Below are 25,429 nucleotides of genomic sequence, written 5' to 3'. Positions count from 1 at the left end.
AACACCTGGCGATCTGGCTCCCCACCATGCACACCGACCGCACCATCACCTGGCACAACCCCACAACCGGACAGGAAATCGTCACCTACCCGCGATGAACCGGCCCCGGGGCCTCAGGCGAGTTCGATGAGTTCCTGATACTCGTCGGACCAGTGGTCCTCGGTGCCGTCAGGCAGCAGGATCACGCGCTGCGGGTCGAGGGCGGCGGCGGCACCGGGGTCGTGGGTCACGAGGACCACGGCGCCGGTGTAGCTGCGCAGCGCGTCGAGGACCTGCTCCCGCGAGATCGGGTCCAGGTTGTTGGTGGGCTCGTCGAGCAGGAGGACATTGGCCGCGGACGAGACCAGCCCCGCCAGCGTCAGGCGGGTCTTCTCGCCGCCCGACAACGTGCCCGCAGGCTGGTCCAGTTGAGCACCGCTGAACATGAACGCACCCAGCAGACCGCGCAGCTCCTGCTCCCCCGCGTCTGGCGCGGCGTGGCGGATGTTCTCCCATACCGAAGCCATGTCGTCGAGAGTGTCGTGTTCCTGAGCGAAATACCCGATCTTCAGGCCGTAGCCGGGATCGAGCGAACCGCGGTCGGGTGACTCGACACCTGCGAGCAGCTTCAGGAGGGTGGTCTTGCCGGCGCCGTTGAGTCCGAGCACGACGACTCGGCTGCCCTTGTCGATCGCCAGATCGACTCCCGTGAAGATCTCCAGGGACCCGTACATCTTGGTGAGGCCGCTCGCCATCAAGGGAGTCTTGCCGCAGGTCGCCGGCTCCGGGAACCGGATTCGCGCGGTCCGATCGGCCACCCGCTCCTCGTCGAGAGCGTCGATCATCCGGTCCGCCCGCTTCAGCATGTTCTGTGCGGCTGTGGCCTTGGTCGCCTTGGCGCCCAGTTTGGCGGCCTGCGCTCGGAGTGCACCCGCCTTCTTCTCGGCGTTGGCGCGTTCGCGCTTGCGCCGCTGCTCGTCGGTCGCGCGGGCATCGAGGTAACGCTGCCAGCCCATGTTGTAGATGTCGGCCTCGCCGCGGACGGCATCGAGGAACCACACCCGATTCACCACGTCGGCCAGCAGTTCCACGTCGTGGCTGATCACCACGAGACCGCCCTCATGGTTCTGCAGGAATCCGCGCAGCCAGGTGATGGAGTCGGCGTCGAGGTGGTTCGTGGGCTCATCGAGGAGAAGCGTTGTGTCGGACTTGCCGGCACCGTCGGAGGCCGCAAAGAGGATGCGCGCCAGCTCGATTCGACGCCGCTGCCCTCCGGACAACGTCCGCAGCGCCTGGCCGAGAACCCGATCCGGCAAACCGAGGCTGTGACATATGCGAGCGGCTTCCGATTCGGCCACGTAGCCGCCGAGTGCGGAGAACCGCTCCTCGAGTTGCCCGTACTTGGCCACTGCCCGGTCACGGACCCTATCGTCGGCCGCCTCGGCCATCACGGCCTGCTGCTTCTCCATCTGATGCATGATCGCGTCGAGGCCGCGCGCGGACAGCACCCGATCCTTGGCGAGGACGTCGAGATCGCCTTCTTTGGGGTCCTGGGGAAGGTAACCGAGTTCGCCGCTGCGTACCACCGTCCCGGCATATGGTTCCGTCTCGCCGGAGAGGATTCGCAGGGTCGTCGTCTTGCCCGCGCCGTTCCGGCCGACGAGGCCGATCCGGTCGCCGGGCTGAATACGCAGTGCAGGCCCGGGCGCCGACAACAACGTCCGAGCGCCCGCTCGGACTTCGAGGTCGGTTGCGGTGATCACGGCGGTCCAGTCTACCTGCGCGGGGCCATCTCTTTTTCCGCCCGACCGCTCCACCGTCCCCCGAGGCGACCATTACCGTGAGGACCGTGAGCGAAACCACACCGACACACATGTCCTCAGACCTGACCGGCAAGTCCGCACTGGTGACCGGCGCGAGCCGCGGAATCGGCCTCGCCATCGCCACCGAACTGGCGCGACGCGGCGCAGCGGTGGTCATCACGGGCCGCAAGCCCGAGCCGCTGGAGGAGGCGGCCGAGCAGATCCGCACCGCGGTGGCCGGCGCAAAAGTCATCGCCACACCCGGCAACACCGGTGACGAAACTCACCGCACCGAAGCGGTGGCCGCGGCGGTCGCACAGGGCGGGATCGACATCCTGGTCAACAATACCGGGATCAATCCGATCTTCGGTCCCCTGATGGACGCCGACCTGGCGGCGTTCCGCAAGATCTTCGACACCAACGTGGTTGCTGCCCTCGGCTTCATCCAGGAGGCATTTCGGGCCGGGATGCGCGACAACGGCGGCGCGGTGGTGAACATCTCGTCGGTCGCAGGTATCCGCTCGACCGGTGTGATCGCCGCGTACGGGGCATCCAAGGCCGCATTGATCCGGCTGACCTCGGAACTCGCCTGGGAACTCGGATCAAACAACATCCGGGTCAACGCGATCGCCCCCGCAATCGTGAAGACCCGGTTCGCGACCGATCTGATCGCGGGCGACAACGAGGCCCGCGCGGTCAAGGGCTACCCCCTCGGCCGTCTCGGCGAGCCGGAGGACATTGCCCGCGCGGCCGCCTTCCTGGCCTCCGACGAGGCGGCGTGGATCACCGGGGAAACGCTCAACGTGGACGGTGGCATGCTGTCCACCGGATCGATGTGACCGGGCAGCGATGACCCGCCGGCGTGACCCGCACGCTGTGACAGAAACGCACTCGTGACACAGACGCACTCGTGACAGAGACGAGCTTGTGACAGATGCGATGACCGACGTCGTGGTGGTCGGCGCGGGACCGGCAGGTCGCGCGGTGACCCACCGTCTGCTGCGACGCGGCGTCGAGGTCACGCTCGTCGATCCGCATCCGTCCCGGCCGTGGCGGCCGACCTATGCATGCTGGGCCGACGAGATTCCCGCCTGGATCCCCGTCGATGCCCTGTCCGCACAGACTGATTCGGTGGAGGTCCGGACCCCTGACGCCGTACGCATCGAGCGTGGTTACGCCATCTTCGACAACCCAGGCCTGCGCCGGACCCTCGACGTCGACGGCGCGCGGATTGTCGCCGGGACAGCACAAGTGGTGGCGGATGATCAGGTGATCACCGAGTCGGGACCAATCCGAACCGCACGGGTCGTCGACGCCCGCGGCACGGCCGGCCGCGGACCGCGCCAGACGGCCTGGGGCGTGGTGGTGCCACGCGAGCGGGCACGACCGATCCTGCGGGACGCCGATGCCGTCCTGATGGACTGGACCCCTGTCACACCGGACGACGCACTCGGTATCGCATCGTTTCTCTATGCCGTGCCGCTCGACGACAAGCGATTCCTACTGGAGGAAACGTGTCTCGCGGGAGACCCACCGCTGTCGATGGGACAACTGCGCTCCCGACTCGAGCGGCGATTGGGCGCTGCGGCCGTGGCGTCGGCAACGCAAACGGAATCGGTGTCCTTCGCCCTGAGTGGACCACGGACGCCATGGCGAAGCCGATCACTGCAGTTTGGCGCCCGGGGCGGCCTACTGCACCCGGCCACGGGCTACAGCATCGGTGCCTCGCTGAGAGCCGCCGACGTTGTCGCGGATGCGGTGGCCACCGGTGAGGATCCACAGTCGGCCCTCTGGCCGATTCCGGCCCGCGCGGTGTATCGGCTCAGATCCGCAGGCCTGCGCGCTGTGCTGGCTCTCGATGCCGAGCAGACACGTCGCTTCTTCGCGACATTCGCACGTCTGCCGGTCGAGCGACAGCGTGCCTACCTGACGGGTCGGGAGGACCTGACCGGAACGCTGTCGGCGATGGCGACGATGTTCGCGCACACCGACCAGACGACACGACGTTCGCTCGTCCGCGCGGTGACGGGTCGCGCGCCCGTCAGCGACGCTGCTCGCGGGTGACGGGCGCGAACGCGTCGGCCTCATCCTCGACGGTGTCGCGGCTGGTGACCGGATACACGTCGGAATCGTCCTCTGCTCCATCGGGTTCGACGTCGATGGACTGTTCGATCAGGTCGGCGTCGTCGGCAGACGGGATCGCATCATTGACGGTCATCGCGCACCTCTTTCGAAACTCGCGTAGGTCCGTACGTCATCCAGCCTAACAACGTCTCCGGGTCTGTCGAACTGCCTCACACCCGGCCTATCCGGCCCCATCTACCTGGCCCGCAGATCTCGCCACTGACGGACGAGGTCGTCGACGACGACAGTGTGGGCCGTGATCAGCGTGGGAAGGCCGGCACGCGATCCCAGGTGGGCTTCGCGTACCCGACGGTTGAAGTCGGTGAGGATCTCGCGCACCGCGCTCTCGTCGGCGATGCTGCGCAGCGATTCGGGGAAGCCCTGGGCCTCCTTGCGCAGTTGCAACGGCATCGGCAGCAACGCCGACGAATCGAGATTCTCGTCACGGATCTTCCGCTTGACCCACCAATCGGGATCGTCGGCGTCGCTCAGGTCGAGAGGGCTGCCCATGCCGGGGAGGTTGTCGAACTCACCGCGCTCGGTGGCCTCGCGGATCACCCTCTCCACCCGCGACTCGTAACGCGGCGGCTGCCATCGTCGGACGCGCCGGAACCTGCCCTTGGTCGAGGCCCGGTCGTCGTTGGCCTCCGGCATCAGACCGCGCCGCCCGATTTAGACGGTGAAGCCCAGGGCGCGTAGCTGTTCGCGCCCGTCGTCGGTGATCTTGTCCGGTCCCCACGGCGGGATCCAGACCCAGTTGATCTCCATGTCGGTGCACAACCCGCTGTTCACCAACGCGGCCCGCGACTGATCCTCGATCACGTCGGTGAGCGGACAGGCTGCCGAGGTGAGGGTCATGTCGATCTTGGCGACCGCCTCCTCGGTGACCTCGATGCCGTAGACGAGACCCAGGTCCACGACGTTGATACCGAGTTCGGGATCGACGACGTCTCGCATCGCCTCCTCGACGTCCTCGAGCTGGGGCAACGACGTCGTCGGGGCCTCCGGTGCTGTGGTTGTTTCGTCACTCATACCGACTCCACTTCTGAAGGTTCATCACTGTCGACTGTCTGGGCCAACGCGTCCTTGAAGGCCATCCATCCAAGCAGAGCACACTTGACGCGGGCCGGGTACTTGCTGACACCGGAGAACGCGACGCCGTCGCCGATGACGTCCTCGTCGCCCTCGTCCGCGCCGCGCGAGGTCATCATCGCGTTGAAGGAGTCCAAGGTGGTGAGGGCCTCGTCGACCGGCTGCCCGACGAGCTGATCGTGGAGCACTGAGGTCGATGCCTGCGAGATCGAACAGCCCTGTCCGTCATAGGAGATGTCCTCGACGGTCGACCCGTCGGCGGAGAGCGCGACCCGCAGCGTGATCTCGTCACCGCACGTCGGGTTCACGTGGTGTACCTCGGCACCGAACGGCTCACGCAGGCCACGGCCATGCGGGTGCTTGTAATGGTCCAGGATCACCTCCTGGTACATCTGTTCCATCCGCATCGCTAGCGGTCCCCCCTCTCGCTCGCCCCGATCACCCCGAAGAAGTTCTGCGCCTTGACGATCGCATCGGCCAGCGCGTCGACCTCGGACAGGGTGTTGTACGCGGCGAACGAGGCACGAGCCGTGGCGGCCACCCCGAAGCGCTTGTGCAGGGGCCACGCGCAGTGGTGGCCGACACGGATCGCGACGCCCTCGTCGTCGAGGATCTGACCGAGATCGTGCGCGTGCAGACCGTCGACGAGAAACGAGACGGCGCCGCCCCGCTGCTCGGCAGCGGTCGGGCCGACGATCCGCAGACCGTCGATCGCCGCCAGGCGTTCGAGTGCGTACGCGGTCAGCTGATGCTCATGTGCCGCAACGGTATCCATACCGATCGCGGTCAGATAGTCGACGGCTGCGCCGAGCCCGACGACCTGCGACGTCATCGGCACGCCCGCCTCGAATCGTTGTGGCGACGGCGCATACGTGGACACCTCCATCGACACGGTCTCGATCATCGAACCACCGGTGATGAAGGGCGGCAACGCATCGAGCAGCCCTGCCCGGCCGTAGAGCACACCGACGCCGGACGGCCCGAACATCTTGTGCCCCGAGAACGCGGCGAAGTCGACGCCGAGCGCGGCGAAGTCGACGGCTGTGTGTGGCACCGACTGGCAGGCGTCGAGGACGACGACCGCACCCACCTCGCGGGCCCGGCGGACGATCTCGTCCACATCGGCGACCGCGCCGGTGACGTTGGACTGGTGGGTGAACGAGACGACCTTGACCGTCTCGTCGAGCGTCAGCGAATCGAGGTCGATCCGGCCGTCCTCGGTGACCCCGTACCACTTCAACGTGGCACCGGTCCGACGGCAGAGTTCCTGCCATGGGACCAGATTCGCGTGGTGCTCGAGCTCGGTGATCACCACGGTGTCACCCGGACCGAGGGGACGACCATCCAGCACCTCGGCCGACCGGTCGTCGCCGAGCGTGTAGGTCACGAGGTTGAGCCCCTCGGTCGCGTTCTTGGTGAACACGATCGTCTCGGGCGTCGCACCGACGAAGGCGGCGATGGTCGCCCGCGCGCCCTCGTAGGCGTCGGTCGCCTCCTCGGCGAGCTGGTGAGCCCCCCGGTGCACGGCCGCGTTGTGCGTCGTCAGGAACTCACGCTCGGCGTCGAGCACCTGTACCGGCCGCTGCGACGTCGCACCCGAATCCAGGTAGACCAACGGCTTGTCGTCACGGACCGTGCGCGACAAGATCGGGAAGTCCGCGCGCAGTCGTTCGACATCCAAGGTGGGCGCGACGGTTTCGGGAGAGAGCGTCATGACGGTACCTCCTTCACCGGGTGGGTTCAGCCGGCAGCGGCCGCCGACGTGAAGCGGACGTAACCGTTCTCTTCGAGTTCGTCGGCGAGCTCCGGTCCGGCGGACTCGACGATGCGTCCGTTCACGAACACATGGACGAAGTCCGGCTGGATGTAGCGCAGGATGCGCGTGTAGTGCGTGATCAGCAGGACACCACCGTGCTCATGGTCCTTGTACCGGTTCACACCCTCACTGACGACGCGCAGCGCGTCGACGTCGAGGCCCGAGTCGGTCTCGTCGAGGATGGCGATCCGGGGCTTGAGCAAGCCGAGCTGCAGGATCTCGTGACGCTTCTTCTCACCGCCGGAGAACCCTTCGTTGACGCTGCGCTCTCCGAAGGACGGATCGATCTCCAGCGCCGTCATCGCCTCCTTGGTCTCCTTGACCCAGTGACGCAGCTTGGGCGCTTCGCCGCGCACCGAGGTCGCGGCGGTCCGCAGGAAGTTCGACATCGACACCCCGGGCACCTCGACCGGGTACTGCATGGCGAGGAACAGCCCTGCGCGGGCGCGCTCGTCGACACTCATCTCGAGGACATCCTCGCCGTCGAGGGTGATGGAGCCCTGGGTCACCTGATATTTCGGGTGGCCGGCGATCGCGTACGAGAGGGTGGACTTGCCCGAGCCGTTGGGGCCCATGATGGCGTGCGTCTCACCCGACGACACGGCCAGGTTCACACCCTTCAGGATGTGGATGGGGTCGGCGTCGGTGTCGCTCTGCGCGACGTCGACGTGCAGGTCACGGATTTCCAGTGTGGTCACGGTAGTTGTGTTCCTTGATGCTCGTGGGTGGGGCTGTGCTCGTGAACCGGCTCAGGCGCCGGCGATCTCGAGCTCGTATTCGACGGCGGCCTCTAGCCGTTCACGGATGTCGGGCACGGAGATCTTGGCGATGATCTCGCGGAAGAACCCACGGATCACCAGGCGACGGGCCTGATCCTCGGGGATGCCTCGGGCCTGCAGGTAGAACAGCTGTTCGTCGTCGAATCGACCGGTTGCGCTGGCATGTCCGGCACCGACGATCTCGCCGGTCTCGATCTCCAGGTTGGGCACCGAGTCGGCGCGGGCGTTGTCGGTCAGGACGAGGTTGCGGTTGAGCTCGAACGTGTCGGTCCCCTCGGCTGCCGGACGGATCAGCACGTCGCCGATCCAGACCGTGTGGGCCTCTCGGGTGCGGTCACCGCTGAGGTCGCCTTGCAGGGCACCCTTGTAGACCACGTTCGACCGGCAGTTCGGCTGGCTGTGATCGACCAGCAGACGCTGTTCGAGGTGCTGGCCGGCATCGGCGAAGTAGAGGCCCCACAACTCGACGTCCCCGCCGGGCGCGTCGTAGTGGACGACCGGAGAGAGCCGGACGAGGTTGCCGCCGAGGCTGATCGCGAAGTGCCGCACGACGGCGTCACGTCCGACCCGGACATGGTGCGCTGCCACATGCACCATGTCGTCTGCCCAGTCGTGCACGTTCACCACGGTCAGCGCCGCACTGTCGCCGACCACGAACTCGACGTTCTCGGCGTAGGTGCCGCTGCCCTTCTGGTCGAGGACGACCACGGCGCGGGCGAAGGCCTCGAGGCGTATCTGCAGGTGGCCGAAGGCGACTTCGCCCTCTCCCGGACCGGTCATGTCGACGACGACGGGCTCGGACAATTCGACCTCACGGCCGATGGTCACCACGGTGGCGTCGGTGAACGACGAGAACGCCTGGGCGGACACTCGGTCGAACGGGATGCCACCCTGGCCGAGGCGCTTGTCGTCGCGGCCGACGGTCTCCACGCTCACGCCCTCGTCGGGGCCGGAGATCTCGAACGTCGGATCAGCCGTGCGCTGAGCCGAGCCGTTGTGTAGTCCGCGCAGCCGGCGGAACGGGGTGAACCGCCACACCTCTTCGCGGGGACTGGGCACCTCGAACGCCTCGACATCGAAGGAGGTGAACATCTCCCCCTTGTTGACGGGGGCGGCTTCGCCGCGGTTGACGGGGGCGGCTTCGCCGCGGTTGACGGGGGCGGCTTCGCCGCGGTTGACGGGGGCGACCGGCGCGCCCGGGGTCGCCGACACGGGCAATGTGGGATCTGCCATCAGCCGACGGCTCCTTCCATCTGCAGTTCGATGAGGCGGTTGAGTTCGAGCGCGTACTCCATCGGGAGTTCCTTGGCGATCGGCTCGACGAATCCGCGCACCACCATGGCCATCGCCTCGTCTTCGGTCAGACCGCGACTCATGAGATAGAAGAGCTGGTCGTCACTGACCTTCGACACCGTGGCCTCGTGACCCATGGTCACGTCGTCCTCACGGATGTCGACATACGGATAGGTGTCGCTGCGGGAGATCGTGTCGACGAGCAGGGCATCACATTTCACCGTCGAGCGGCTGCCGTGTGCACCGTTGTTGATCTTGATCAGGCCGCGATACGAGGCGCGGCCGCCGCCGCGGGCAACCGACTTGGACACGATGTTGCTCGACGTGTTGGGCGCCAGGTGCACCATCTTGGAGCCGGTGTCCTGGTGCTGTCCCTCGCCGGCGAACGCGACCGAGAGCACCTCGCCCTTGGCGTGCTCACCGGTCAGCCAGACGGCCGGGTACTTCATCGTGACCTTGGAACCGATGTTGCCGTCGATCCACTCCATGGTGGCGCCGGCCTCGGCCTTGGCACGCTTGGTGACCAGGTTGTAGACGTTGTTCGACCAGTTCTGAATGGTCGTGTACCGGCAGCGGCCGCCCTTCTTGACGATGATCTCGACGACGGCCGAGTGCAGCGAGTCGGTCTTGTAGATCGGCGCGGTGCAACCCTCGACGTAGTGCACGTACGCGCCCTCGTCGACGATGATCAGCGTCCGCTCGAACTGACCCATGTTCTCGGTGTTGATCCGGAAGTAGGCCTGCAGCGGGATGTCGACGTGGACCCCCGGCGGCACGTAGATGAACGATCCTCCCGACCACACCGCGGTGTTGAGAGCGGAGAACTTGTTGTCGCCGGCCGGGATCACCGATCCGAAGTACTCCTGGAAGATCTCCGGGTGCTCCTTGAGCGCGGTGTCGGTGTCGAGGAAGATGACACCCTGCTCCTCGAGGTCTTCACGGATCTGGTGATAGACCACCTCGGACTCGTACTGCGCCGCGACCCCGGAGACCAGACGTTGCTTCTCGGCCTCGGGGATGCCGAGCTTGTCGTAGGTGTTCTTGATGTCCGCAGGCAGATCATCCCAGGTTGCCGCCTGCTTCTCGGTCGACCGCACGAAGTACTTGATGTTGTCGAAGTCGATGCCGTCGAGTTCGGCACCCCAGTGCGGCATCGGCTTGCGATCGAAGATGCGCAAGGCCTTGAGACGCTGCTCGAGCATCCATTCCGGCTCGCTCTTCTTCGCCGAGATGTCGGCGACGATCGCGTCGGACAAACCGCGCTTTGCGCTGGCACCGGCGACGTCGGAATCCGCCCAGCCGTACCCGTAGTTGCCCAGCGACGCGATGGTCTGCTCCTGGGTGAGGGGCGAGGGCTTGACGGGGGTGGCGGTGTCGGTCGCGGTTGGTTCGGTGACTGTCATCGCGAAGCCTTTCGACTCGTCTTCATCGGGTGAGCGGATGCGGGCTGTGCATCGCTCGCTGTCGTCTGGATGGTGGTGCCGGACGGGACCGTGACCCCTTCCGGCGGGGGGTGGAGCGGAACATGGGTGGTACAGGCACAATCGCCGTTCGCGATGGTCGCCAGCCGCTGCACGTGGGTGCCGAGCAGTTCGGTGAACACCGCGGTCTCCGCCTCGCACAGCTCCGGGAACTCGGTGGCCACATGGGCGACCGGACAATGATGCTGGCAGATCTGCATCCCGGTACCGACCTCACGGGTGTTGGCCGCGAAACCCGCACTGGTCAATGCATCGGCGATGTCGTTCACCGTGGTGGCGACCGATCCGGACTCGTCGGCGGGCACCACGGTCGCGACGATCTCCTCGACGCGGTCGCGGGCGAACGCCTCGACCGCGGACTCGCCGCCGACGGTCCGCAGTCTGCGCATCGCCGCGCCCGCGAGGTCGTCGTATGCGTGGCGCAACTTGCCCCGGCCGGTCGCGGTGAGCTGGAACCACTTGGCCGGACGGCCGCGACCACGGCGTCCGAATCCCGAGGATGAGGTCTCCACGTCGCCCACCTCGACGAGTGCGTCGAGGTGCCGTCGGACACCCGCAGCGCTGATACCGAGGCGATCGGCGATCTCACTCGCGGTCAGCGGACCGTCCTCGACCAGCAGGGAGATCACGGCAGCACGTGTCTGCCCGTCGTGATGACCGGCATTCGCGGTGGCCCCATCAGAGGGGCCGCTGGGCGCGCCCTTGGGCAGCGCTGTATCGCTCCTCATGGTTTTCACAACACAAGTGTGTCGTAATTGCTTCCCGCATGCCAGCAAGGCTGCCCTTACCGAACCTGGTCAGTGCCGCACGTGTGGCGAATCCTCGCAGCGCGGACGGGGCACTAGAGTCGGGGCACTAGAGTCGTCGGCGTGCCAGAAACCACAGTGCCGCGGAGTCGGGGCCGCGCGCTGCCGCAATGGGCTCGCTCGCCTCACCAGGCCCTGCGCCGGAGCGTCGACTACCTCGGGCTGAGCCGGAACCGATCCCGTACCGACCCCGCCCAGGTCGACGACACCATCGACCGTCGAGGCGATTATGGCAAGACCGTCGCGCGTCTGCACGACGACGAGCGCGAGGTCGGCCCGCTCAACGCGGCCGAGAACCGGCGCCTCCTGCGCATCAAGCTGTTCGGGGCGACCGGAGCGATCCTCCTGCTGATCGGGTCACTGGGTACGGGGCAGGTCCCGGTGCTGCAGAACCCCGTGGCCGGAATGCGCGTGCTGTCCCTCCCGTCGCGGATGTGGAGTACGGCCCTCACGCTCTCGATCGGCGGCACCATCATGCTGGTCGTCGCCTGGTTGCTGATCGGCCGATTTGCCGTCGGACGCTTCAGCGTCGAGGTACGCCGGGGACGCAGCCCGGAACGCCGGATGACGCGTCAGCAGGCCGACCGCACCCTCATGCTCTGGATCGCGCCGATCATCGTCGCGCCACCGCTGCTGTCCAAGGACATCTACTCCTATCTCGCGCAGAGCGCGATCGCGTTCCGCGGGATGGATCCGTATGTGGTCAGTCCGGTCCGCGGACTCGGTGTCGATCACGTGCTGACCCGGTCGGTGCCCAATCTGTGGCGGGACACCCCGGCCCCCTACGGCCCCTTGTTCCTGTGGATCGGCAAGGGCATCACGGCCGTCACCGGCGACAACATCACCGCGGCGATCTTCCTGCATCGCCTGGTGGCACTGTTCGGAATCGCTCTGATCGTGTGGGCGCTGCCGCGGCTGGCCCGGCGCTGCGGGGTGTCATCGGTGGCGGCCCTCTGGCTCGGCGCGATGAACCCGCTGCTGATCCTGCATCTGGTGGGTGGCATCCACAACGAGGCCCTGATGCTCGGCATGATGCTGGTCGGCCTGGAACTGTCCTTCCGCGCGATCTACGGTGCGGATCGACTACGCAGGTCCTCGTCGTGGTGGCCCAGTGCCGCCGGGTGGACGCTGATCGCCGGCGCCGCGGTCATCTCGGCATCGGCGATGGTCAAGGTGACGTCGCTGCTGGCACTCGGATTCGTCGGTATCGCGCTCGCCCAACGATGGGGTGCCATCCTGCCGGCACTTCGCAACGCACCGATCGACCAATGGTGGGAACGATCACGCCGGAGCATCGCGGCACTCGGCTCGTCGGCGGCGTTCTACGCGGCCGTCCTGGCCGTCGTCATGGTCGGGATCTCGGTCGGTACCGGACTCGGCTTCGGATGGACTAGCACCGGGTCCACCGGCGCAGTGGTGCGGTCCTGGATGTCCATGCCGACGTTGTTGTCGGTGACCACGGGCCGTCTCGGGCTCGCACTGGGCCTCGGCGACCAGACCCAGGCGATCCTCGAGGTCGGCCGTCCGCTCGGCGAGCTCGTGGCGGCGGTCTTCATCGTGCGTTGGATGCTCGCCTGCCTCGGCGGCCGATTGCATCCGCTCGGTGCTCTCGGTGTGTCAATGGCCACAGTCGTCGTCTTCTTCCCCTTCGTCCAGGCCTGGTATCTGCTGTGGGCGGTGATCCCGCTCGCGGCCTGGGCGACCCGCCCGTGGTTCCGCCTGACCACCATCGCGGTCTCTGCGATCATCGCGATCGTGGTGATGCCGACGAGCTCCAACACCAGCGGAGTCGTACTGGCCCAAGGGCTCCTGGCGGGCGTGATCATGGTCGCGGTGATGACCGCGCTGTTCTTCGAGGACCTGCCGGTGCACCGATGGTGGCGGGGTCGTCGGGGACGTGAATCGGTCCGTGAGGGCACCGACGCGGACTGAGGACGGACCCGGCGCGGCGAATCCGCGTTTTTGGGACGACGACGCCGAACGAATAGTCTGGCCCATGTGCGCGGCACGACGATCCGACAGCGGTACGACGGTGATGATCGACGACCTGATCATCGACCGGACGATGGCCGCACGGTGAGTACGGGCCGCTCCGGGGCCCCGGCCCTCTGCGCCACGGGCATGGTGAAGCGTTACGGCGACCGGACCGCTGTCGACGGGCTGGACCTCCGGCTCGAAGCCGGCACCATCCTCGCGCTGCTCGGCCCGAACGGCGCGGGCAAGACCACGACCGTCGAGATCTGCGAGGGCTTCCTCGCGCCCGACGCGGGACGAGTCGAGGTTCTCGGACTCGATCCGGTCGCAGACAACGACGCCCTGCGCCGCCGGATCGGCGTGATGTTGCAGGGCGGTGGCGCCTATCCGGGTGCCCGTGCCGAGGAGATGCTCAGGCTCTGCGCGGCCTACAGCGCGGACCCGATCGACCCTGCGTGGCTACTCGAGGCGATGGGGCTGACCGATTGTGCGCGCACGTCGTTCCGGCGACTGTCCGGCGGCCAGCAGCAGCGCCTCTCGCTGGCCTGTGCGATCGTCGGGCGGCCCGATCTGGTGTTCCTCGACGAGCCCACTGCCGGCCTCGATGCACACGCGCGGATCATGGTGTGGGAGTTGATCGATCGACTCCGCGATGACGGCGTGTCAGTACTGCTGACCACCCATCTCATGGACGAGGCCGAAGAACTCGCCGATCAGGTGGTGATCATCGACAACGGGCGCGTCGTCGCGTCCGGCACACCGAAGGACCTCACGCACCGGGGTGCCGAGAACGAGCTCCGGTTCTCCGCTCCCCGTGGGCTGGACATGACGATGCTCGGGCTCGCGCTGCCCGAGGAGTACCGCTGTTCGGAGACCACGCCCGGCGTCTACCTCGTGCGTGGTCCCGTGACCCCACAGATACTCGCCACCGTCACCGCGTGGTGCGCGAAGATCGACGTGCTTGCCACCGACCTTCGGGTCGAGACGCGCAGCCTCTCGGATGTCTTCCTCGACCTCACCGGACGGGCGCTGCGATCATGACCACGACGACCAACCGGTTCGCCGCCGGGACGTTCGCCCCGCGGCCGCGCCCCGCATCGCTGCCCGCGATCCTCACCGCGCAGTCGAGGATGGAGCTGACGCTCCTGCTGCGCAACGGCGAGCAGCTCCTGCTCACCATGTTCATTCCGATCACACTGCTGATCGGGCTGTGCCTTCTCCCGGTCGACACAGGTCTCGGTTCGACGCCGGCGGAACGTGCCGCCACCTTCGTGCCGGCCATCATGACCGTCGCGGTGATGTCCACCGCGTTCACCGGACAGGCCATCGCCCTCGGTTTCGACCGTCGCTACGGCGCACTCAAACGTCTTGGCGCGACACCGATCCCGCGCTGGGGCATCATCGCCGGAAAATCGATCGCGGTGGTGATCGTGGTCGCCTTGCAGGCCCTGATCATCGGTGGCATCGGTATGGCGTTCGGCTGGCGACCCTCCCCGCTCGGACTGGCGCTGGGCGTGGTGGTCATCGCGGTGGGCACCGCCACCTTCTCCGCACTCGGCCTGCTCCTCGGTGGGACGTTGAAGGCGGAGGTCGTGCTGGCGCTGGCCAACCTGCTGTGGTTCGCGCTGGTCGGCATCGGCAGTCTCGTCGTGATGGGCGACCGGGTGCCGGCCGCTGCGCATTGGATAGCGCGTTGTGTTCCGTCGGGGGCGCTGACCGAGGCGCTCGATCAGGCGACCCACGGCTCGGTGGATTTCTTCGGCATAGGTGTGTTGCTGGCATGGGCGGTCGGTGCCGCCGTGCTCGCGGTGAGGTGGTTCCGGTTCCAATGACAGTTCCCAAGACGTCAGTTCCCGAGACGACCGGGGCGGCGAATCCACCTGTGGTGGAAGCCGATGCGCGGCCTCCGAAGGCCGGCACGGGCCGTTTCGCGCGGCTGCCCGGATTCGGCCGCCCGACCGCCCGCTTCGTCTACTGGTGGGCCGTCGCCCTCCTGGTCGCCAACGTCGGCATCGTCTCCACCGGAGGCGCGGTCCGCCTGACCGGATCCGGGCTCGGATGCCCCACCTGGCCGCGGTGCACCGACGACTCCTTCGTGCCCCATGAGGCACTCGGTGTGCACGGCGTCATCGAGTTCGGCAACCGCATGCTGACCTGGGTCCTCACGATCGTCGCGATCGCGGCGTGGGTGGCGGTGTTGCGCTACGCACGTTCCGCCCGGCGGGACAAATGGCTGGTCACCCTGCTCGCCCTCGGCATCCCGTTCCAGGGGGTGATCGGCGGGATCACCGTGTTGACCAAGCTCAACCCGTGGGTCGTCTCGCTGCACTTCGTGCTCTCGATGGTCCTGGTGTCCGGCGCGACCGTCCTCGTGTACCGGCTGCGCCCCGATGCTCCGCCGCCCCCGCCGGTCGGTCCCGGAACCCGACTAGGTCGCAGTCTCGCCGTACTGCAGTACCTGGTGACCTGGGCAACCATCTACCTGGGCACCGTCGTCACCGGGTCCGGTCCGCATGCCGGCGACACCGAGGCGCGACGCAACGGGCTCGCCCCCGATCACGCCACCCAGTTGCACGCCGACGCGGTCTTCGTGCTGATCGGGCTCGCCGTCGCGGCCGCGGTCTTCACCCGGGCGCTCAGACTCCCCGAACAGCGGACGGCCTACACGTTCCTCGGTCTGATCGCCGTGCAGGGCATCCTGGGAGTGGTCCAATACAACACCGGGCTGCCGATCGCCCTGGTGATCGCGCACATGACCGTCAGTGCCATGCTGCTGATCGTCGCGACCTGGATGATCCTGCAGTTCGGCACCCGCACGGTGACCGACGAGAACGCCACGACCACGGAGACCACGACCACGGACGTCTAGCGCCGTCCGCCGATCACGTCCAGCGCCGATCACGGAGTCCCGCCACGGGACCGCCTCCCCGAGAGACCGGCCCGTGCGCTCAGAGAATCGCGCGGTTGCGGGCCTTGGGGAAGCGGCTCTGACGGGCCACCCAGCCCGCCATCTTGCGATAGTGCGATGGCGACACGGTGGCCGCCGACGTCAGGTCGCGGTCCCACTCCGCGGCCTCCAGACCGTCGACGGCCTCGACGACGGCCTCCGCGGTCGCGACATCGTCGACGACCCGGTCACCGAGAATCCCGCCCTGCTCCCCCACCAGGGTGATCCGTACGCCGGCCGCACCGATCGGCTGCAGCACCGCCTTGGCGGAACCGCCTTCACGGCCGATGAATCCCTTGATCGAGGCGACCACGCTCTGCGGAGCCTCGACGGGCGTGGTCGTCACGTCGGCGGTGTCGGATTCAGGCTGCTCGCTCATGGTTCCCGAGCATACCGGGGGCCGATCGGCCCGCTCGCTGCGGTAGAACTGAGCCATGCGTGCAATTCAGGTGGTTCGCCATGGTGGCCCGGAGGTTCTCGAGTTCGCCACCGTCGACGACCCGATCCCGGCACCCGACGAGATCCTGGTCCGCACCGCGGCGATCGGGGTCAACTTCATCGACACCTACCTGCGGCGCGGCCTCTACCCGTCGGTACCGCCGTACATCCCGGGTACCGAAGGCGCCGGCGAGGTGGTGTCGGTCGGTTCCGAAGTGGACACCGTCGTCGTCGGACAACGTGTGTGTTGGGTGGATGCTCCTGCGAGCTATGCGGAACTGGTCGCCGTCCGCGCGGTCCGTGCGATCCCGGTGCCCGACCACGTCGCCGACGACGTCGCGGGTTCGGCCATGCTGCGTGGTCTGACCGCCCACTATCTCCTGGACGGCAGCGCACATCCCCGATCGGGTGACGCCGTGCTCATCCATGCCGGTGCGGGTGGTGTCGGACTCATCCTCACACAGCTCGCCAAGCTCCGCGGACTCCGTGTCATCACCACGGTGTCCGATGACGAGAAGGCCGCTCTCTCGACCGCAGCCGGCGCCGATCACGTCCTGCGGTACAGCGACGCCCTCGCGGAGGAGGTGCGCTCACTGACCGACGGGAACGGCGTCCGGGTGGTCTTCGACGGTGTCGGCGCGGACACCTTCGAACAGTCGCTGGCGTCGACTGCGGTGCGCGGCATCGTTGTCCTGTTCGGCGCTGCGTCCGGACCGGTGCCGCCCTTCGACCTCCAGCGTCTGAACGCGGCCGGCTCGTTGTCGGTGACCCGGCCGACACTCGCGCACTTCATCGCCGACGCTGACGAACTGGCTTGGCGGGCGGGCGAGTTCCTGGGCGCGATCGCCGACGGCGACATCGATGTCCGGGTGGGCCAGCACCATCGACTCGCGGATGCCGCCGACGCCCAACGCGCCCTCGAGGCGCGCGCGACGACCGGCACCACGGTCCTCGTTCCCGGCTGAGATCCCGACAGCAACCGAATTCTCGCCGAGGGAACCCATCTACCGGTTCTTTCGGCGAGTTTCGTGTTGCTGTCGGCGCGAAACCGGTTGCCGTCGGCGGCTGAGCGAGCGTCAGAAGTAGCTGGTGATGAGCGGCAGATTGACCACAGCATCGATGGCCAGGCCGCAGAACAGGATGGCGAGGTATTCGTTCGACTGCAGGAATACCTTCAGGGGCGTCACCTCGGCACCGGCGCGAGTCTCCCGGTACAGCCGCTGCACGCGGCTGGTGAACCAGGCACCGGCGAGAACGGCGACGCCCGCGTAGATCCAGCTGGTCCCGATGATGAGTACCAGGGACGAGAGCACGGTGGCCCAGGTGTACCAGAGCATCTGGCGGGTCACCCGCTCCTCGGTGGCGATCACCGGCAGCATCGGCACTCCGGCCGCCCGGTAGTCCTCCTTGTAGCGCATCGCCAGCGCCCACGTATGTGGTGGCGTCCAGAAGAAGATCACCAGGAACAGCACGATCGGCTGCCAACTGATACTTCCGGTCACGGCGGCCCAGCCGACGAGGGTCGGCATGCATCCGGCCGCGCCGCCCCACACCACGTTCTGCCACGTGCGGCGCTTCAGGATCAGCGTGTAGACGCCCACATAGAACGCGATCGTCGCGGTCACCAGGAGGGCGCTCAGCAGGTTGGCGGCCCACCAGAGAACCGCGAATGACCCGATCCACAGAACGATGCCGAAGATCAGCGCGCTTCGGGTGGAGACGGCGTGGCGTGCCAGCGGCCTGCGTGCCGTGCGCTTCATCTTCTGATCGATGTCGGCATCGGCGACCATGTTGAGTGTGTTTGCGCTGCCGGCCCCGAGCCAGCCGCCGAGCAGGGTGAACGCGATCAACGCTATGTCGACGTGGCCGCGATCGGCCTGGAGCATCACCGGGATCGTCGCCACCAGCAGCAGCTCGATCACACGCGGTTTGGTCAGTGCGACGTAGGCGAGGACAGCCGCCTTGGTCCGCGAGAGAATCGACCCACCGGAACGCTCCGACGACGCGTCATGCGCGATGGAGGCCTCCTGGGTACCGCGGGATGCGGCGGACAGATCTCCGCTCACGCGCTCCCCAATCCTCACGGCCTCTCCTCGTCTGCCCCGAGGGTGTTGCTCCACGACCAGGGCTACTACAGAGCATGGTAGACGGTGGTATCGACGATCGAATAATCGAGTCCGTCGCGGCCGGGCGACCTCGACGGGAACCCACAGTCGTGGGTTTCGCGTCACTCGCCGAAGCAAGCGACGGTCCAGCAGATTAGTCTGGACGGGTAGCTGCCGAACTCCCGGGCGGCGCGCACGCACACACCGTGAACTTGTACAACCGAGGACTTGCGACCGTATTCGCACCGACCTGCACAGGAGACAGCACGACCGTGGCGCTCACAGACGACATCCGCGTATTGACCCAGACGGCCCACCCCGACGACTGGACCGAGGTGGACACCCGCGCGGTCGACACCGCCCGAGTGCTGGCCGCCGACGCCGTGCAGAAATGCGGCAGCGGCCATCCGGGCACGGCGATGAGCCTCGCCCCACTCGCCTACACCCTGTTCCAGCGCGTGATGCGCCACGATCCCGCGGACACCGGATGGGTCGGACGCGACCGATTCGTCCTCTCCTGCGGGCACTCCAGCCTCACCCTCTACATCCAGCTCTATCTCGGTGGATTCGGACTCGAACTGTCCGACCTCGAGGCGCTGCGCGCCTGGGGCTCTCTGACCCCCGGTCACCCCGAGTTCCGCCACACCAAGGGTGTGGAGATCACCACCGGACCACTCGGTCAGGGTCTCGCTTCCGCCGTCGGCATGAGCATGGCCTCGCGGTACGAGCGCGGACTGTTCGACCCGGACGCTGCGCCCGGCGCCAGCCCGTTCGACCATTTCATCTACGCGATCGCCTCCGACGGCGACATCGAGGAGGGCGTCACCTCCGAGGCGTCGTCGCTCGCCGGCACCCAGCAGCTCGGCAACCTGATCGTGTTCTACGACCAGAACCAGATCTCGATCGAGGACGACACCGACATCGCGCTGTCCGAGAATGTCGCGAAGCGTTACGAGGCCTACGGCTGGCATGTGCAGACCGTCGAGGGCGGCGAGGACGTGGTGGCCATCGAGGCGGCGATCGAGGCCGCCAAGGGGGTGACCGACAAACCGTCGATCATCTGTCTGCGCACCATCATCGGCTACCCGGCACCGACCAAGATGAACACCGGCGCCGCCCACGGATCGGCACTCGGCGACGACGAGGTGGCCGAGACCAAGAAGATCCTCGGTTTCGACCCGGACAAGAACTTCGACGTCTCCGACGAGGTGATCAACCACACCCGCGCCCTCCTCGAACGGGGCGCCGCCGCGAAGGCCGAGTGGTCGAAGGGCTTCGACACCTGGGCGAGCGCCAATCCGGACACCAAGGCCCTGTTCGACCGTCTGCAGGCGCATGAACTGCCCGACGGCTGGACCGACGCGTTGCCGTCCTGGACGCCCGGCGACAAAGATGTCGCCACCCGCGCCGCGTCGGGCAAGGTGCTCTCCGCATTGAGTCCCGTGCTGCCCGAACTGTGGGGCGGCTCGGCCGACCTCGCCGGCAGCAACAACACCACCATGGACGGTGCGGCGTCGTTCGGGCCGACGTCGATCAGCACGAAGAAATGGTCCGCGAACCCCTACGGCCGCACCCTGCACTTCGGCATCCGCGAGCATGCGATGGGCGCGATCCTGTCGGGCATCGCGCTGCACGGTCCGACCCGCGCCTACGGTGGCACCTTCCTCCAGTTCGCCGATTACATGCGCCCCGCGGTGCGCCTGGCGTCGCTGATGGAGATCGATCCGATCTACGTCTGGACCCACGACTCGATCGGTCTCGGCGAGGACGGCCCGACCCATCAGCCGGTCGAACATCTCGCCGCGCTCCGCGCGATCCCGCACCTCGACGTGGTCCGTCCGGCCGACGCCAACGAGACCGCCTATGCCTGGCAGACCCTGCTGGGCCGGCGTAACCACCCGGCCGGGCTCGCCCTGACCCGGCAGAACGTGCCGATCCTCGAGGGCACCAGCGCCGCGGGCGTCGCACAGGGCGGATACGTGCTCAGTGATTCCGACGGCGATCCCGAGGTGGCCATCATCGGGACCGGCTCCGAGGTTCAGTTCGCGGTCGAAGCCCAGAAGGCGTTGAAGGACAAAGGTATCGCGGCGCGTGTCGTCTCCATGCCGTGCGTCGAGTGGTTCGACGAACAGCCGCAGGGATACCGCGACGCGGTGCTGCCGCCCACGGTCCCACGCGTCTCGGTCGAGGCCGGCATCGCGATGCCGTGGTACCGGATCGTCGGCGCAGGCGGCGAGATCGTGTCGCTGGACCACTTCGGGGCATCCGCCGACTACAAGGTGCTCTACGAGCAGTTCGGCATCACCACCGAGGCGGTCATCGCCGCTGCGCAGCGGGCCGTCACCACATAGCCGAGGGCCCAACACAATTGGCCGCGACCCGGCCATGAGTCAGAGGAGAGAATCGTGACCCAGAACGAAAAGCTCGCCGAACTGTCCGCCGCCGGGGTATCGGTGTGGCTCGACGACCTGTCCCGTGACCTGATCAGCTCCGGCGACCTCGCCGAACTGACCGCCACCAAGTCGGTGGTCGGTGTGACCACCAACCCGTCGATCTTCCAGGCCGCGCTGTCGAAGGGCACCAGCTACGACAGTCAGGTGACCGAGCTCGCCGCGCGCGGTGCCGACGTGGACGCCACCATCCGCACGGTCACCACCGACGATGTCCGCAACGCCTGCGACGTGCTGCACCCGGTCTACGAACAATCAGACGGAGTGGACGGTCGCGTGTCCATCGAGGTCGATCCGCGCCTGGCCCACGACACCGACGCCACCGTCGCCCAGGCCATCGAGCTGTGGAAGATCGTCGACCGGCCGAACCTGCTGATCAAGATCCCGGCCACCAAGGCGGGCCTGCCGGCCATCACCCGGACCCTCGCGGAGGGCATCAGTGTCAACGTGACCCTGATCTTCTCGGTGGAGCGCTACAAGGGCGTGATGGACGCCTACCTCGACGGGCTCGACGCCGCCGCACAGGGCGGTCACGACCTGTCGACGATCCATTCGGTCGCGTCGTTCTTCGTCTCCCGCGTCGACACCGAGATCGACAAGCGTCTCGACGCAATCGGGACCCCGGCGGCCGACGAGCTGAAAGGCAAAGCCGCGCTGGCGAATGCGCGCCTGGCGTATCAGGCGTACCAGGAGGTCTTCGAGGTCGAGTCACGCTTCCCCGACCTGCTCGCCCAGGGCGCCCGGCCGCAGCGTCCACTGTGGGCCTCGACCGGGGTGAAGAACCCCGACTACCCCGACACCCTCTACGTCAGCGAGCTCGTCGCTCCCAACACGGTCAACACCATGCCCGGCAAGACGATGGACGCCTTCGCCGACCACGGCTGGGTGAACACCGGATCGATCATCGGTCTGTCACAGGAGTCGCAGGAGGTCTTCGACAAGATCGCAGCTCTCGGAGTGGATCTGGCCGATGTGTTCGCACTGCTCGAAGACGAGGGTGTCAGCAAGTTCGAGGACGCGTGGAACGAATTGCTCACCGCGACCGCCGAACAACTGGCTGCGGCGAAGGGCTGACCTGTTGTCCGCCAGCGGCTCGGCCTGGAGCAATCCCCTCCGCGAACCCCGGGACAAACGGCTCCCGCGGATCGCGGGCCCCAGCAGCCTGGTCATCTTCGGTGTCACCGGTGATCTCGCACGCAAGAAGCTGATGCCCGCGGTCTATGACCTCGCCAACCGGGGGCTGTTGCCGCCGTCGTTCGCGTTGGTCGGGTTCGCCCGGCGAGATTGGGACGACGAGGATTTCGCGAAGGTGGTGCATGACGCGGTTCGCGATCACGCGCGGACCGGCTTCCGCGAGGAAGTCTGGGAACGCCTCGCCGAGGGGTTCCGCTTCGTGTCCGGCTCCTTCGACGACGACGACGCGTTCGCCCGGCTCCGGGACACGCTCCACCGCCTCGACAAGGAGCGCGGCACCGACGGCAATTACGCCTTCTACCTGTCGGTCCCGCCCAAGGCGTTCCCGACCGTGTGTGAGCAGCTGCAGCAGAGCGGGCTCGCCACCGAGGAGGGCGACAGCTGGCGACGAGTCGTCATCGAGAAGCCGTTCGGGCATGACCTGGAGTCGGCCAAGGAACTCAACGCGATCGTGAACAGCGTGTTCCCCGAGTCGTCGGTGTTCCGCATCGACCACTATCTGGGCAAGGAGACGGTCCAGAACATCCTGGCGCTGCGGTTCGCCAACCAGCTGTTCGATCCCCTGTGGAGCTCCCACTACGTCGACCACGTGCAGATCACCATGGCCGAGGACATCGGCCTCGGCGGCCGGGCCGGATACTACGACGGGATCGGCGCCGCACGTGACGTCATCCAGAACCATCTCCTCCAGCTGATGGCACTCATCGCCATGGAGGAGCCGATCTCGTTCGAGCCCAAGCAACTCCAGGCCGAGAAGATCAAGGTGCTGGCCGCCACACGGAATATCCTTCCGCACGACGAGAACACCGCGCGCGGTCAGTACGGACCTGGCTGGCAGGGCAGCCAGAAGGTGCCCGGGCTGCTCGAGGAGGAGGGATTCTCCAAGAACTCGATCACCGAGACCTATGCGGCGATCGCACTCGAGGTCGACTCCCGCCGATGGGCAGGGGTCCCCTTCTACCTGCGCACCGGAAAGCGGTTGGGCCGCAGGGTGACCGAGATCGCGCTGGTCTTCCGGCGTGCCCCGCACCTCCCGTTCGACAAGACGATGACCGAGGAACTCAGTCAGAACGTGCTGGTCATCCGGGTTCAACCGGACGAGGGCATCACGTTGCGGTTTGGCTCCAAGGTGCCCGGCTCCAGTATGGAGGTCCGCGACGTCAACATGGACTTCAGCTACGGCACCGCATTCACCGAGGCGTCGCCGGAGGCCTACGAGCGGCTGATCCTCGACGTGCTGCTGGGCGAGCCGTCGCTCTTCCCGGTCAACGAAGAGGTCGAATTGGCGTGGAAGATCCTCGATCCGGTGATCGAGGCCTGGGTGTCGAGCGGCAAGCCCGACACCTACGAGTCGGGCACGTGGGGTCCGGCGTCGGCGGACGACATGATGACCAGGGTCGGGCGCGCATGGCGACGCCCGTGATCGTCGGATTGGATGGCGCACGATGATTGTCGAGTTACCGGACACCTCCACCAACGAGGTGGCGAAGAAGATCGTCACGCTGCGTGAATCCGGTGGGGCGATCAGTCTCGGACGCGTCCTGACCCTGGTGGTCTGCGCCGAACACAACGAACCGACCGAAGGTGCGATCGAGGCAGCCATCGGGGCCAGCCGCGAGCATCCCAGCCGCGTGATCGTGGTCTCCCGCGGCGACCGCGACGCCGAGTCCCGACTCGACGCGGAGATCCGCGTGGGTGGGGATGCGGGTGCCTCGGAGGTCGTGGTGTTGACCCTCGAGGGGGATCTCGCCGATCACCCGCGTTCGGTCGTCACCCCATTCCTGCTTCCCGACACGCCGGTCGTCACGTGGTGGCCGGGCAGTGCGCCCGAGGATCCCATCGCAGACCCGATGGGCACCCTCGGCCGCCGGCGCATCCTGGACGCATCCAAGTCCGAACACCCGGAATCGGTGCTGGCCCGCCGCCTCGCGACCTACGCGCCGGGCGACTCCGATCTCGCCTGGACACAGATCACGCACTGGCGTGGACTGCTCGCCTCCGCGCTCGGCCGACCGCCGCACACGCCGGTCATCTCCGCCGAGGTCACCGGCCCGTCCGACTCCCCGGGCGTCGACCTGCTCGCAGGCTGGCTGCAGTCGGCTCTGCACGTGCCGACCCGGCGCCACGTCGGCAGCTTCGAGGTGCGCCTGGTCCGCGACGACGGACCGACGGTGCTGTCGATCGACGAGAACCGCAACGCGGTGCTCTCCCAGCCAGGCAAGCCGGACGGCCGGGTCGCGATGACGCGGCGCGATCTCCCCCAACTCCTCGTCGAGGAACTCCGTCGTCTCGATGTCGACGAGGTGTACGAGGAGGCACTGCGCGGCGTGGCAGATGTCGATTTCAGCGAAGTGGTGGCGCGATGATCCCGGAATCCCTGGTGTTCGACGACAAGAACGACCTCGTCACGACGGCTGCGAACCGATTCATCGACCTGGTGACTCGCGCACAGGCCGAACGCGGAGTCGCGTCGGTGGTCCTGACCGGTGGCAGCAACGGTATCGCGATCCTGCGTGCCCTGGCGGCCGACAGCGGCGACATCGACTGGTCGCGGGTGGAATTGTTCTGGGGCGACGACCGTTTCGTTCCCGCCGACGATCCGGAACGCAACCACGGACAGGCCCGCGACGCCCTGCTCGATCACGTACCGGTCGATCCGGACCGGATTCACCCGATGGCTCCGTCCGATGGCGAGTTCGGCGACGACATCGATGCGGCGGCCGCCGACTATGCGCGGATGCTCGGCGATGTCGGCGCCGGTCAGGTACCCCATTTCGACCTGCACCTGTTGGGGATGGGGGGCGAAGGACACATCAACTCGCTGTTCCCGCACACCCCCGCCACCGCGGAGTCGGAGCGCCCCGTGGTCGCCGTGGAGGATTCACCCAAGCCGCCGCCCCGCCGGATCACCCTGACCCTTCCGGTGGTCAACCGCAGCCGTGCGGTCTGGTTCCTGGTGGCCGGCGACGACAAGGCCGAGGCCGTCGCCGCTGCCCACACCGGTGCGAGCGCCGCCGACTGGCCGTGCGCGGGAGCCCACGGCACCGATGAGACGGTCTGGTTCCTGGACCGGGCGGCGGCTGCGGACCTCTGAGCGTGCGACATCGCGCACCAAGCGATACACCCGGACCTGGAGAAGAGCGAGTTCG

Annotated in this window: 24 protein-coding genes; 12 read left to right on the top strand and 12 right to left on the bottom strand. The window is 67.3% G+C overall.

Annotated features, from left to right (window positions below; genetic code table 11):
• Positions 1 to 113: 113 nt before the first annotated feature.
• Positions 114 to 1,742 carry an ABC-F family ATP-binding cassette domain-containing protein gene (locus ACPXCG_RS20560; RefSeq protein ID WP_425793986.1) on the bottom strand — a complete coding sequence of 543 codons (1,629 nt, stop codon included), beginning with the start codon at positions 1,740 to 1,742 and terminating at the stop codon, positions 114 to 116.
• 110 nt (positions 1,743 to 1,852) lie between these two features.
• Here ACPXCG_RS20560 and ACPXCG_RS20555 point away from each other — a divergent pair, with 110 nt between their 5' ends.
• Both ACPXCG_RS20555 and ACPXCG_RS20550 read left to right on the top strand, forming a co-directional pair.
• Positions 1,853 to 2,620: an SDR family oxidoreductase gene (locus tag ACPXCG_RS20555; RefSeq protein ID WP_425794028.1), complete on the top strand. Its 768-nt coding sequence runs from the start codon at positions 1,853 to 1,855 to the stop codon at positions 2,618 to 2,620.
• Positions 2,621 to 2,708: 88 nt separating this feature from the next.
• Entirely contained in the window at positions 2,709 to 3,845 is a 1,137-nt protein-coding gene (locus ACPXCG_RS20550; protein ID WP_425793985.1) for a lycopene cyclase family protein, read from the top strand.
• Here ACPXCG_RS20550 and ACPXCG_RS20545 read toward each other — a convergent pair.
• The 9 genes from ACPXCG_RS20545 to ACPXCG_RS20505 form a co-directional block, all read right to left on the bottom strand.
• Positions 3,823 to 3,999 (bottom strand): hypothetical protein, encoded by a 177-nt coding sequence (locus ACPXCG_RS20545; protein ID WP_425793984.1) that lies wholly within the window; start codon positions 3,997 to 3,999, stop codon positions 3,823 to 3,825. The two genes, ACPXCG_RS20550 and ACPXCG_RS20545, sit on opposite strands and share 23 nt — an antisense overlap.
• A gap of 101 nt (positions 4,000 to 4,100) precedes the next feature.
• Entirely contained in the window at positions 4,101 to 4,559 is a 459-nt protein-coding gene (locus tag ACPXCG_RS20540; RefSeq protein WP_425793983.1) for a DUF1992 domain-containing protein, read from the bottom strand.
• An 18-nt stretch (positions 4,560 to 4,577) separates the two neighbouring features.
• Positions 4,578 to 4,937, bottom strand: coding sequence for a metal-sulfur cluster assembly factor (locus tag ACPXCG_RS20535; RefSeq protein ID WP_164307889.1), 360 nt, complete (start codon positions 4,935 to 4,937; stop codon positions 4,578 to 4,580).
• Positions 4,934 to 5,404 carry a Fe-S cluster assembly sulfur transfer protein SufU gene (sufU, locus tag ACPXCG_RS20530; protein WP_425793982.1) on the bottom strand — a complete coding sequence of 157 codons (471 nt, stop codon included), beginning with the start codon at positions 5,402 to 5,404 and terminating at the stop codon, positions 4,934 to 4,936. The genes ACPXCG_RS20535 and sufU overlap by 4 nt, the downstream gene beginning before the upstream one ends.
• Positions 5,405 to 5,406: 2 nt before the next feature.
• Positions 5,407 to 6,711, bottom strand: a complete 1,305-nt coding sequence (locus ACPXCG_RS20525; RefSeq protein ID WP_425793981.1) for a cysteine desulfurase — start codon at positions 6,709 to 6,711, stop codon at positions 5,407 to 5,409.
• Positions 6,712 to 6,737: 26 nt separating this feature from the next.
• Positions 6,738 to 7,511, bottom strand: coding sequence for a Fe-S cluster assembly ATPase SufC (gene sufC, locus ACPXCG_RS20520; RefSeq protein ID WP_425793980.1), 774 nt, complete (start codon positions 7,509 to 7,511; stop codon positions 6,738 to 6,740).
• Positions 7,512 to 7,562: 51 nt separating this feature from the next.
• Complete coding sequence (gene sufD / locus ACPXCG_RS20515) at positions 7,563 to 8,825, bottom strand: Fe-S cluster assembly protein SufD (protein WP_425793979.1); 1,263 nt, start codon at positions 8,823 to 8,825, stop codon at positions 7,563 to 7,565.
• Positions 8,825 to 10,288 carry a Fe-S cluster assembly protein SufB gene (sufB, locus tag ACPXCG_RS20510; RefSeq protein ID WP_425793978.1) on the bottom strand — a complete coding sequence of 488 codons (1,464 nt, stop codon included), beginning with the start codon at positions 10,286 to 10,288 and terminating at the stop codon, positions 8,825 to 8,827. The genes sufD and sufB overlap by 1 nt, the downstream gene beginning before the upstream one ends.
• Positions 10,285 to 11,094, bottom strand: a complete 810-nt coding sequence (locus ACPXCG_RS20505; RefSeq protein ID WP_425793977.1) for a helix-turn-helix transcriptional regulator — start codon at positions 11,092 to 11,094, stop codon at positions 10,285 to 10,287. Before ACPXCG_RS20505 ends, sufB begins: the two co-directional genes overlap by 4 nt.
• 180 nt (positions 11,095 to 11,274) lie before the next feature.
• Here ACPXCG_RS20505 and mptB point away from each other — a divergent pair, with 180 nt between their 5' ends.
• The 4 genes from mptB (at position 11,275) to ACPXCG_RS20485 (ending at position 16,015) form a co-directional block, all read left to right on the top strand.
• Entirely contained in the window at positions 11,275 to 13,104 is a 1,830-nt protein-coding gene (gene mptB, locus ACPXCG_RS20500) for a polyprenol phosphomannose-dependent alpha 1,6 mannosyltransferase MptB (protein ID WP_425794027.1), read from the top strand.
• A 189-nt stretch (positions 13,105 to 13,293) separates the two neighbouring features.
• Positions 13,294 to 14,187: an ABC transporter ATP-binding protein gene (locus ACPXCG_RS20495; protein ID WP_425794025.1), complete on the top strand. Its 894-nt coding sequence runs from the start codon at positions 13,294 to 13,296 to the stop codon at positions 14,185 to 14,187.
• Complete coding sequence (locus ACPXCG_RS20490) at positions 14,184 to 14,978, top strand: ABC transporter permease (RefSeq protein ID WP_425793976.1); 795 nt, start codon at positions 14,184 to 14,186, stop codon at positions 14,976 to 14,978. The genes ACPXCG_RS20495 and ACPXCG_RS20490 overlap by 4 nt, the downstream gene beginning before the upstream one ends.
• Entirely contained in the window at positions 14,975 to 16,015 is a 1,041-nt protein-coding gene (locus ACPXCG_RS20485; RefSeq protein WP_425793975.1) for a COX15/CtaA family protein, read from the top strand. The genes ACPXCG_RS20490 and ACPXCG_RS20485 overlap by 4 nt, the downstream gene beginning before the upstream one ends.
• Before the next feature lie 79 nt (positions 16,016 to 16,094).
• On the opposite strand, the gene ACPXCG_RS20480 is transcribed toward ACPXCG_RS20485, so the two are convergent.
• Entirely contained in the window at positions 16,095 to 16,472 is a 378-nt protein-coding gene (locus ACPXCG_RS20480) for a hypothetical protein (RefSeq protein WP_425793974.1), read from the bottom strand.
• Positions 16,473 to 16,527: 55 nt separating this feature from the next.
• Between ACPXCG_RS20480 and ACPXCG_RS20475 the strand changes: the two genes are divergently transcribed.
• A complete protein-coding gene (locus tag ACPXCG_RS20475; protein WP_425793973.1) occupies positions 16,528 to 17,496 on the top strand; it encodes a quinone oxidoreductase family protein in 969 nt (322 codons plus the stop codon).
• 111 nt (positions 17,497 to 17,607) lie between these two features.
• On the opposite strand, the gene ACPXCG_RS20470 is transcribed toward ACPXCG_RS20475, so the two are convergent.
• Entirely contained in the window at positions 17,608 to 18,597 is a 990-nt protein-coding gene (locus ACPXCG_RS20470; protein ID WP_425794024.1) for a heme o synthase, read from the bottom strand.
• Between the two features lie 311 nt (positions 18,598 to 18,908).
• Here ACPXCG_RS20470 and tkt point away from each other — a divergent pair, with 311 nt between their 5' ends.
• The 5 genes from tkt to pgl are packed head-to-tail and all read left to right on the top strand — an operon-like array spanning position 18,909 to position 25,374.
• A complete protein-coding gene (gene tkt, locus ACPXCG_RS20465; protein WP_425793972.1) occupies positions 18,909 to 20,987 on the top strand; it encodes a transketolase in 2,079 nt (692 codons plus the stop codon).
• 54 nt (positions 20,988 to 21,041) lie between these two features.
• Positions 21,042 to 22,160: a transaldolase gene (gene tal / locus ACPXCG_RS20460; protein ID WP_425793971.1), complete on the top strand. Its 1,119-nt coding sequence runs from the start codon at positions 21,042 to 21,044 to the stop codon at positions 22,158 to 22,160.
• Positions 22,161 to 22,164: 4 nt separating this feature from the next.
• Complete coding sequence (gene zwf / locus ACPXCG_RS20455) at positions 22,165 to 23,703, top strand: glucose-6-phosphate dehydrogenase (protein ID WP_425793970.1); 1,539 nt, start codon at positions 22,165 to 22,167, stop codon at positions 23,701 to 23,703.
• Positions 23,704 to 23,725: 22 nt separating this feature from the next.
• Positions 23,726 to 24,646 (top strand): glucose-6-phosphate dehydrogenase assembly protein OpcA, encoded by a 921-nt coding sequence (locus tag ACPXCG_RS20450; protein WP_425793969.1) that lies wholly within the window; start codon positions 23,726 to 23,728, stop codon positions 24,644 to 24,646.
• Positions 24,643 to 25,374, top strand: coding sequence for a 6-phosphogluconolactonase (pgl, locus tag ACPXCG_RS20445; RefSeq protein ID WP_425793968.1), 732 nt, complete (start codon positions 24,643 to 24,645; stop codon positions 25,372 to 25,374). The genes ACPXCG_RS20450 and pgl overlap by 4 nt, the downstream gene beginning before the upstream one ends.
• The last annotated feature ends 55 nt before the right edge of the window (positions 25,375 to 25,429 follow it).

The organism is Gordonia sp. DT218 (assembly GCF_049847105.1).
GTDB lineage: Bacteria > Actinomycetota > Actinomycetes > Mycobacteriales > Mycobacteriaceae > Gordonia.
This window is presented reverse-complemented; position numbering and strand designations above follow the sequence as displayed.

What these genes read in the sequence shown, in the direction of transcription:
- ACPXCG_RS20555 (WP_425794028.1), top strand. Translation starts at nt 1,853, where the DNA reads ATGTCCTCAGACCTGACCGGCAAGTCCGCACTGGTGACCGGCGCGAGC.
- ACPXCG_RS20480 (WP_425793974.1), bottom strand. Translation starts at nt 16,472, where the DNA reads ATGAGCGAGCAGCCTGAATCCGACACCGCCGACGTGACGACCACGCCC.
- ACPXCG_RS20545 (WP_425793984.1), bottom strand. Translation starts at nt 3,999, where the DNA reads ATGACCGTCAATGATGCGATCCCGTCTGCCGACGACGCCGACCTGATC.
- ACPXCG_RS20475 (WP_425793973.1), top strand. Translation starts at nt 16,528, where the DNA reads ATGCGTGCAATTCAGGTGGTTCGCCATGGTGGCCCGGAGGTTCTCGAG.
- ACPXCG_RS20490 (WP_425793976.1), top strand. Translation starts at nt 14,184, where the DNA reads ATGACCACGACGACCAACCGGTTCGCCGCCGGGACGTTCGCCCCGCGG.
- pgl (WP_425793968.1), top strand. Translation starts at nt 24,643, where the DNA reads ATGATCCCGGAATCCCTGGTGTTCGACGACAAGAACGACCTCGTCACG.
- ACPXCG_RS20450 (WP_425793969.1), top strand. Translation starts at nt 23,726, where the DNA reads ATGATTGTCGAGTTACCGGACACCTCCACCAACGAGGTGGCGAAGAAG.
- ACPXCG_RS20540 (WP_425793983.1), bottom strand. Translation starts at nt 4,559, where the DNA reads ATGCCGGAGGCCAACGACGACCGGGCCTCGACCAAGGGCAGGTTCCGG.
- sufB (WP_425793978.1), bottom strand. Translation starts at nt 10,288, where the DNA reads ATGACAGTCACCGAACCAACCGCGACCGACACCGCCACCCCCGTCAAG.
- ACPXCG_RS20525 (WP_425793981.1), bottom strand. Translation starts at nt 6,711, where the DNA reads ATGACGCTCTCTCCCGAAACCGTCGCGCCCACCTTGGATGTCGAACGA.
- sufD (WP_425793979.1), bottom strand. Translation starts at nt 8,825, where the DNA reads ATGGCAGATCCCACATTGCCCGTGTCGGCGACCCCGGGCGCGCCGGTC.
- sufU (WP_425793982.1), bottom strand. Translation starts at nt 5,404, where the DNA reads ATGCGGATGGAACAGATGTACCAGGAGGTGATCCTGGACCATTACAAG.
- ACPXCG_RS20485 (WP_425793975.1), top strand. Translation starts at nt 14,975, where the DNA reads ATGACAGTTCCCAAGACGTCAGTTCCCGAGACGACCGGGGCGGCGAAT.
- ACPXCG_RS20505 (WP_425793977.1), bottom strand. Translation starts at nt 11,094, where the DNA reads ATGAGGAGCGATACAGCGCTGCCCAAGGGCGCGCCCAGCGGCCCCTCT.
- ACPXCG_RS20495 (WP_425794025.1), top strand. Translation starts at nt 13,294, where the DNA reads ATGGTGAAGCGTTACGGCGACCGGACCGCTGTCGACGGGCTGGACCTC.
- ACPXCG_RS20535 (WP_164307889.1), bottom strand. Translation starts at nt 4,937, where the DNA reads ATGAGTGACGAAACAACCACAGCACCGGAGGCCCCGACGACGTCGTTG.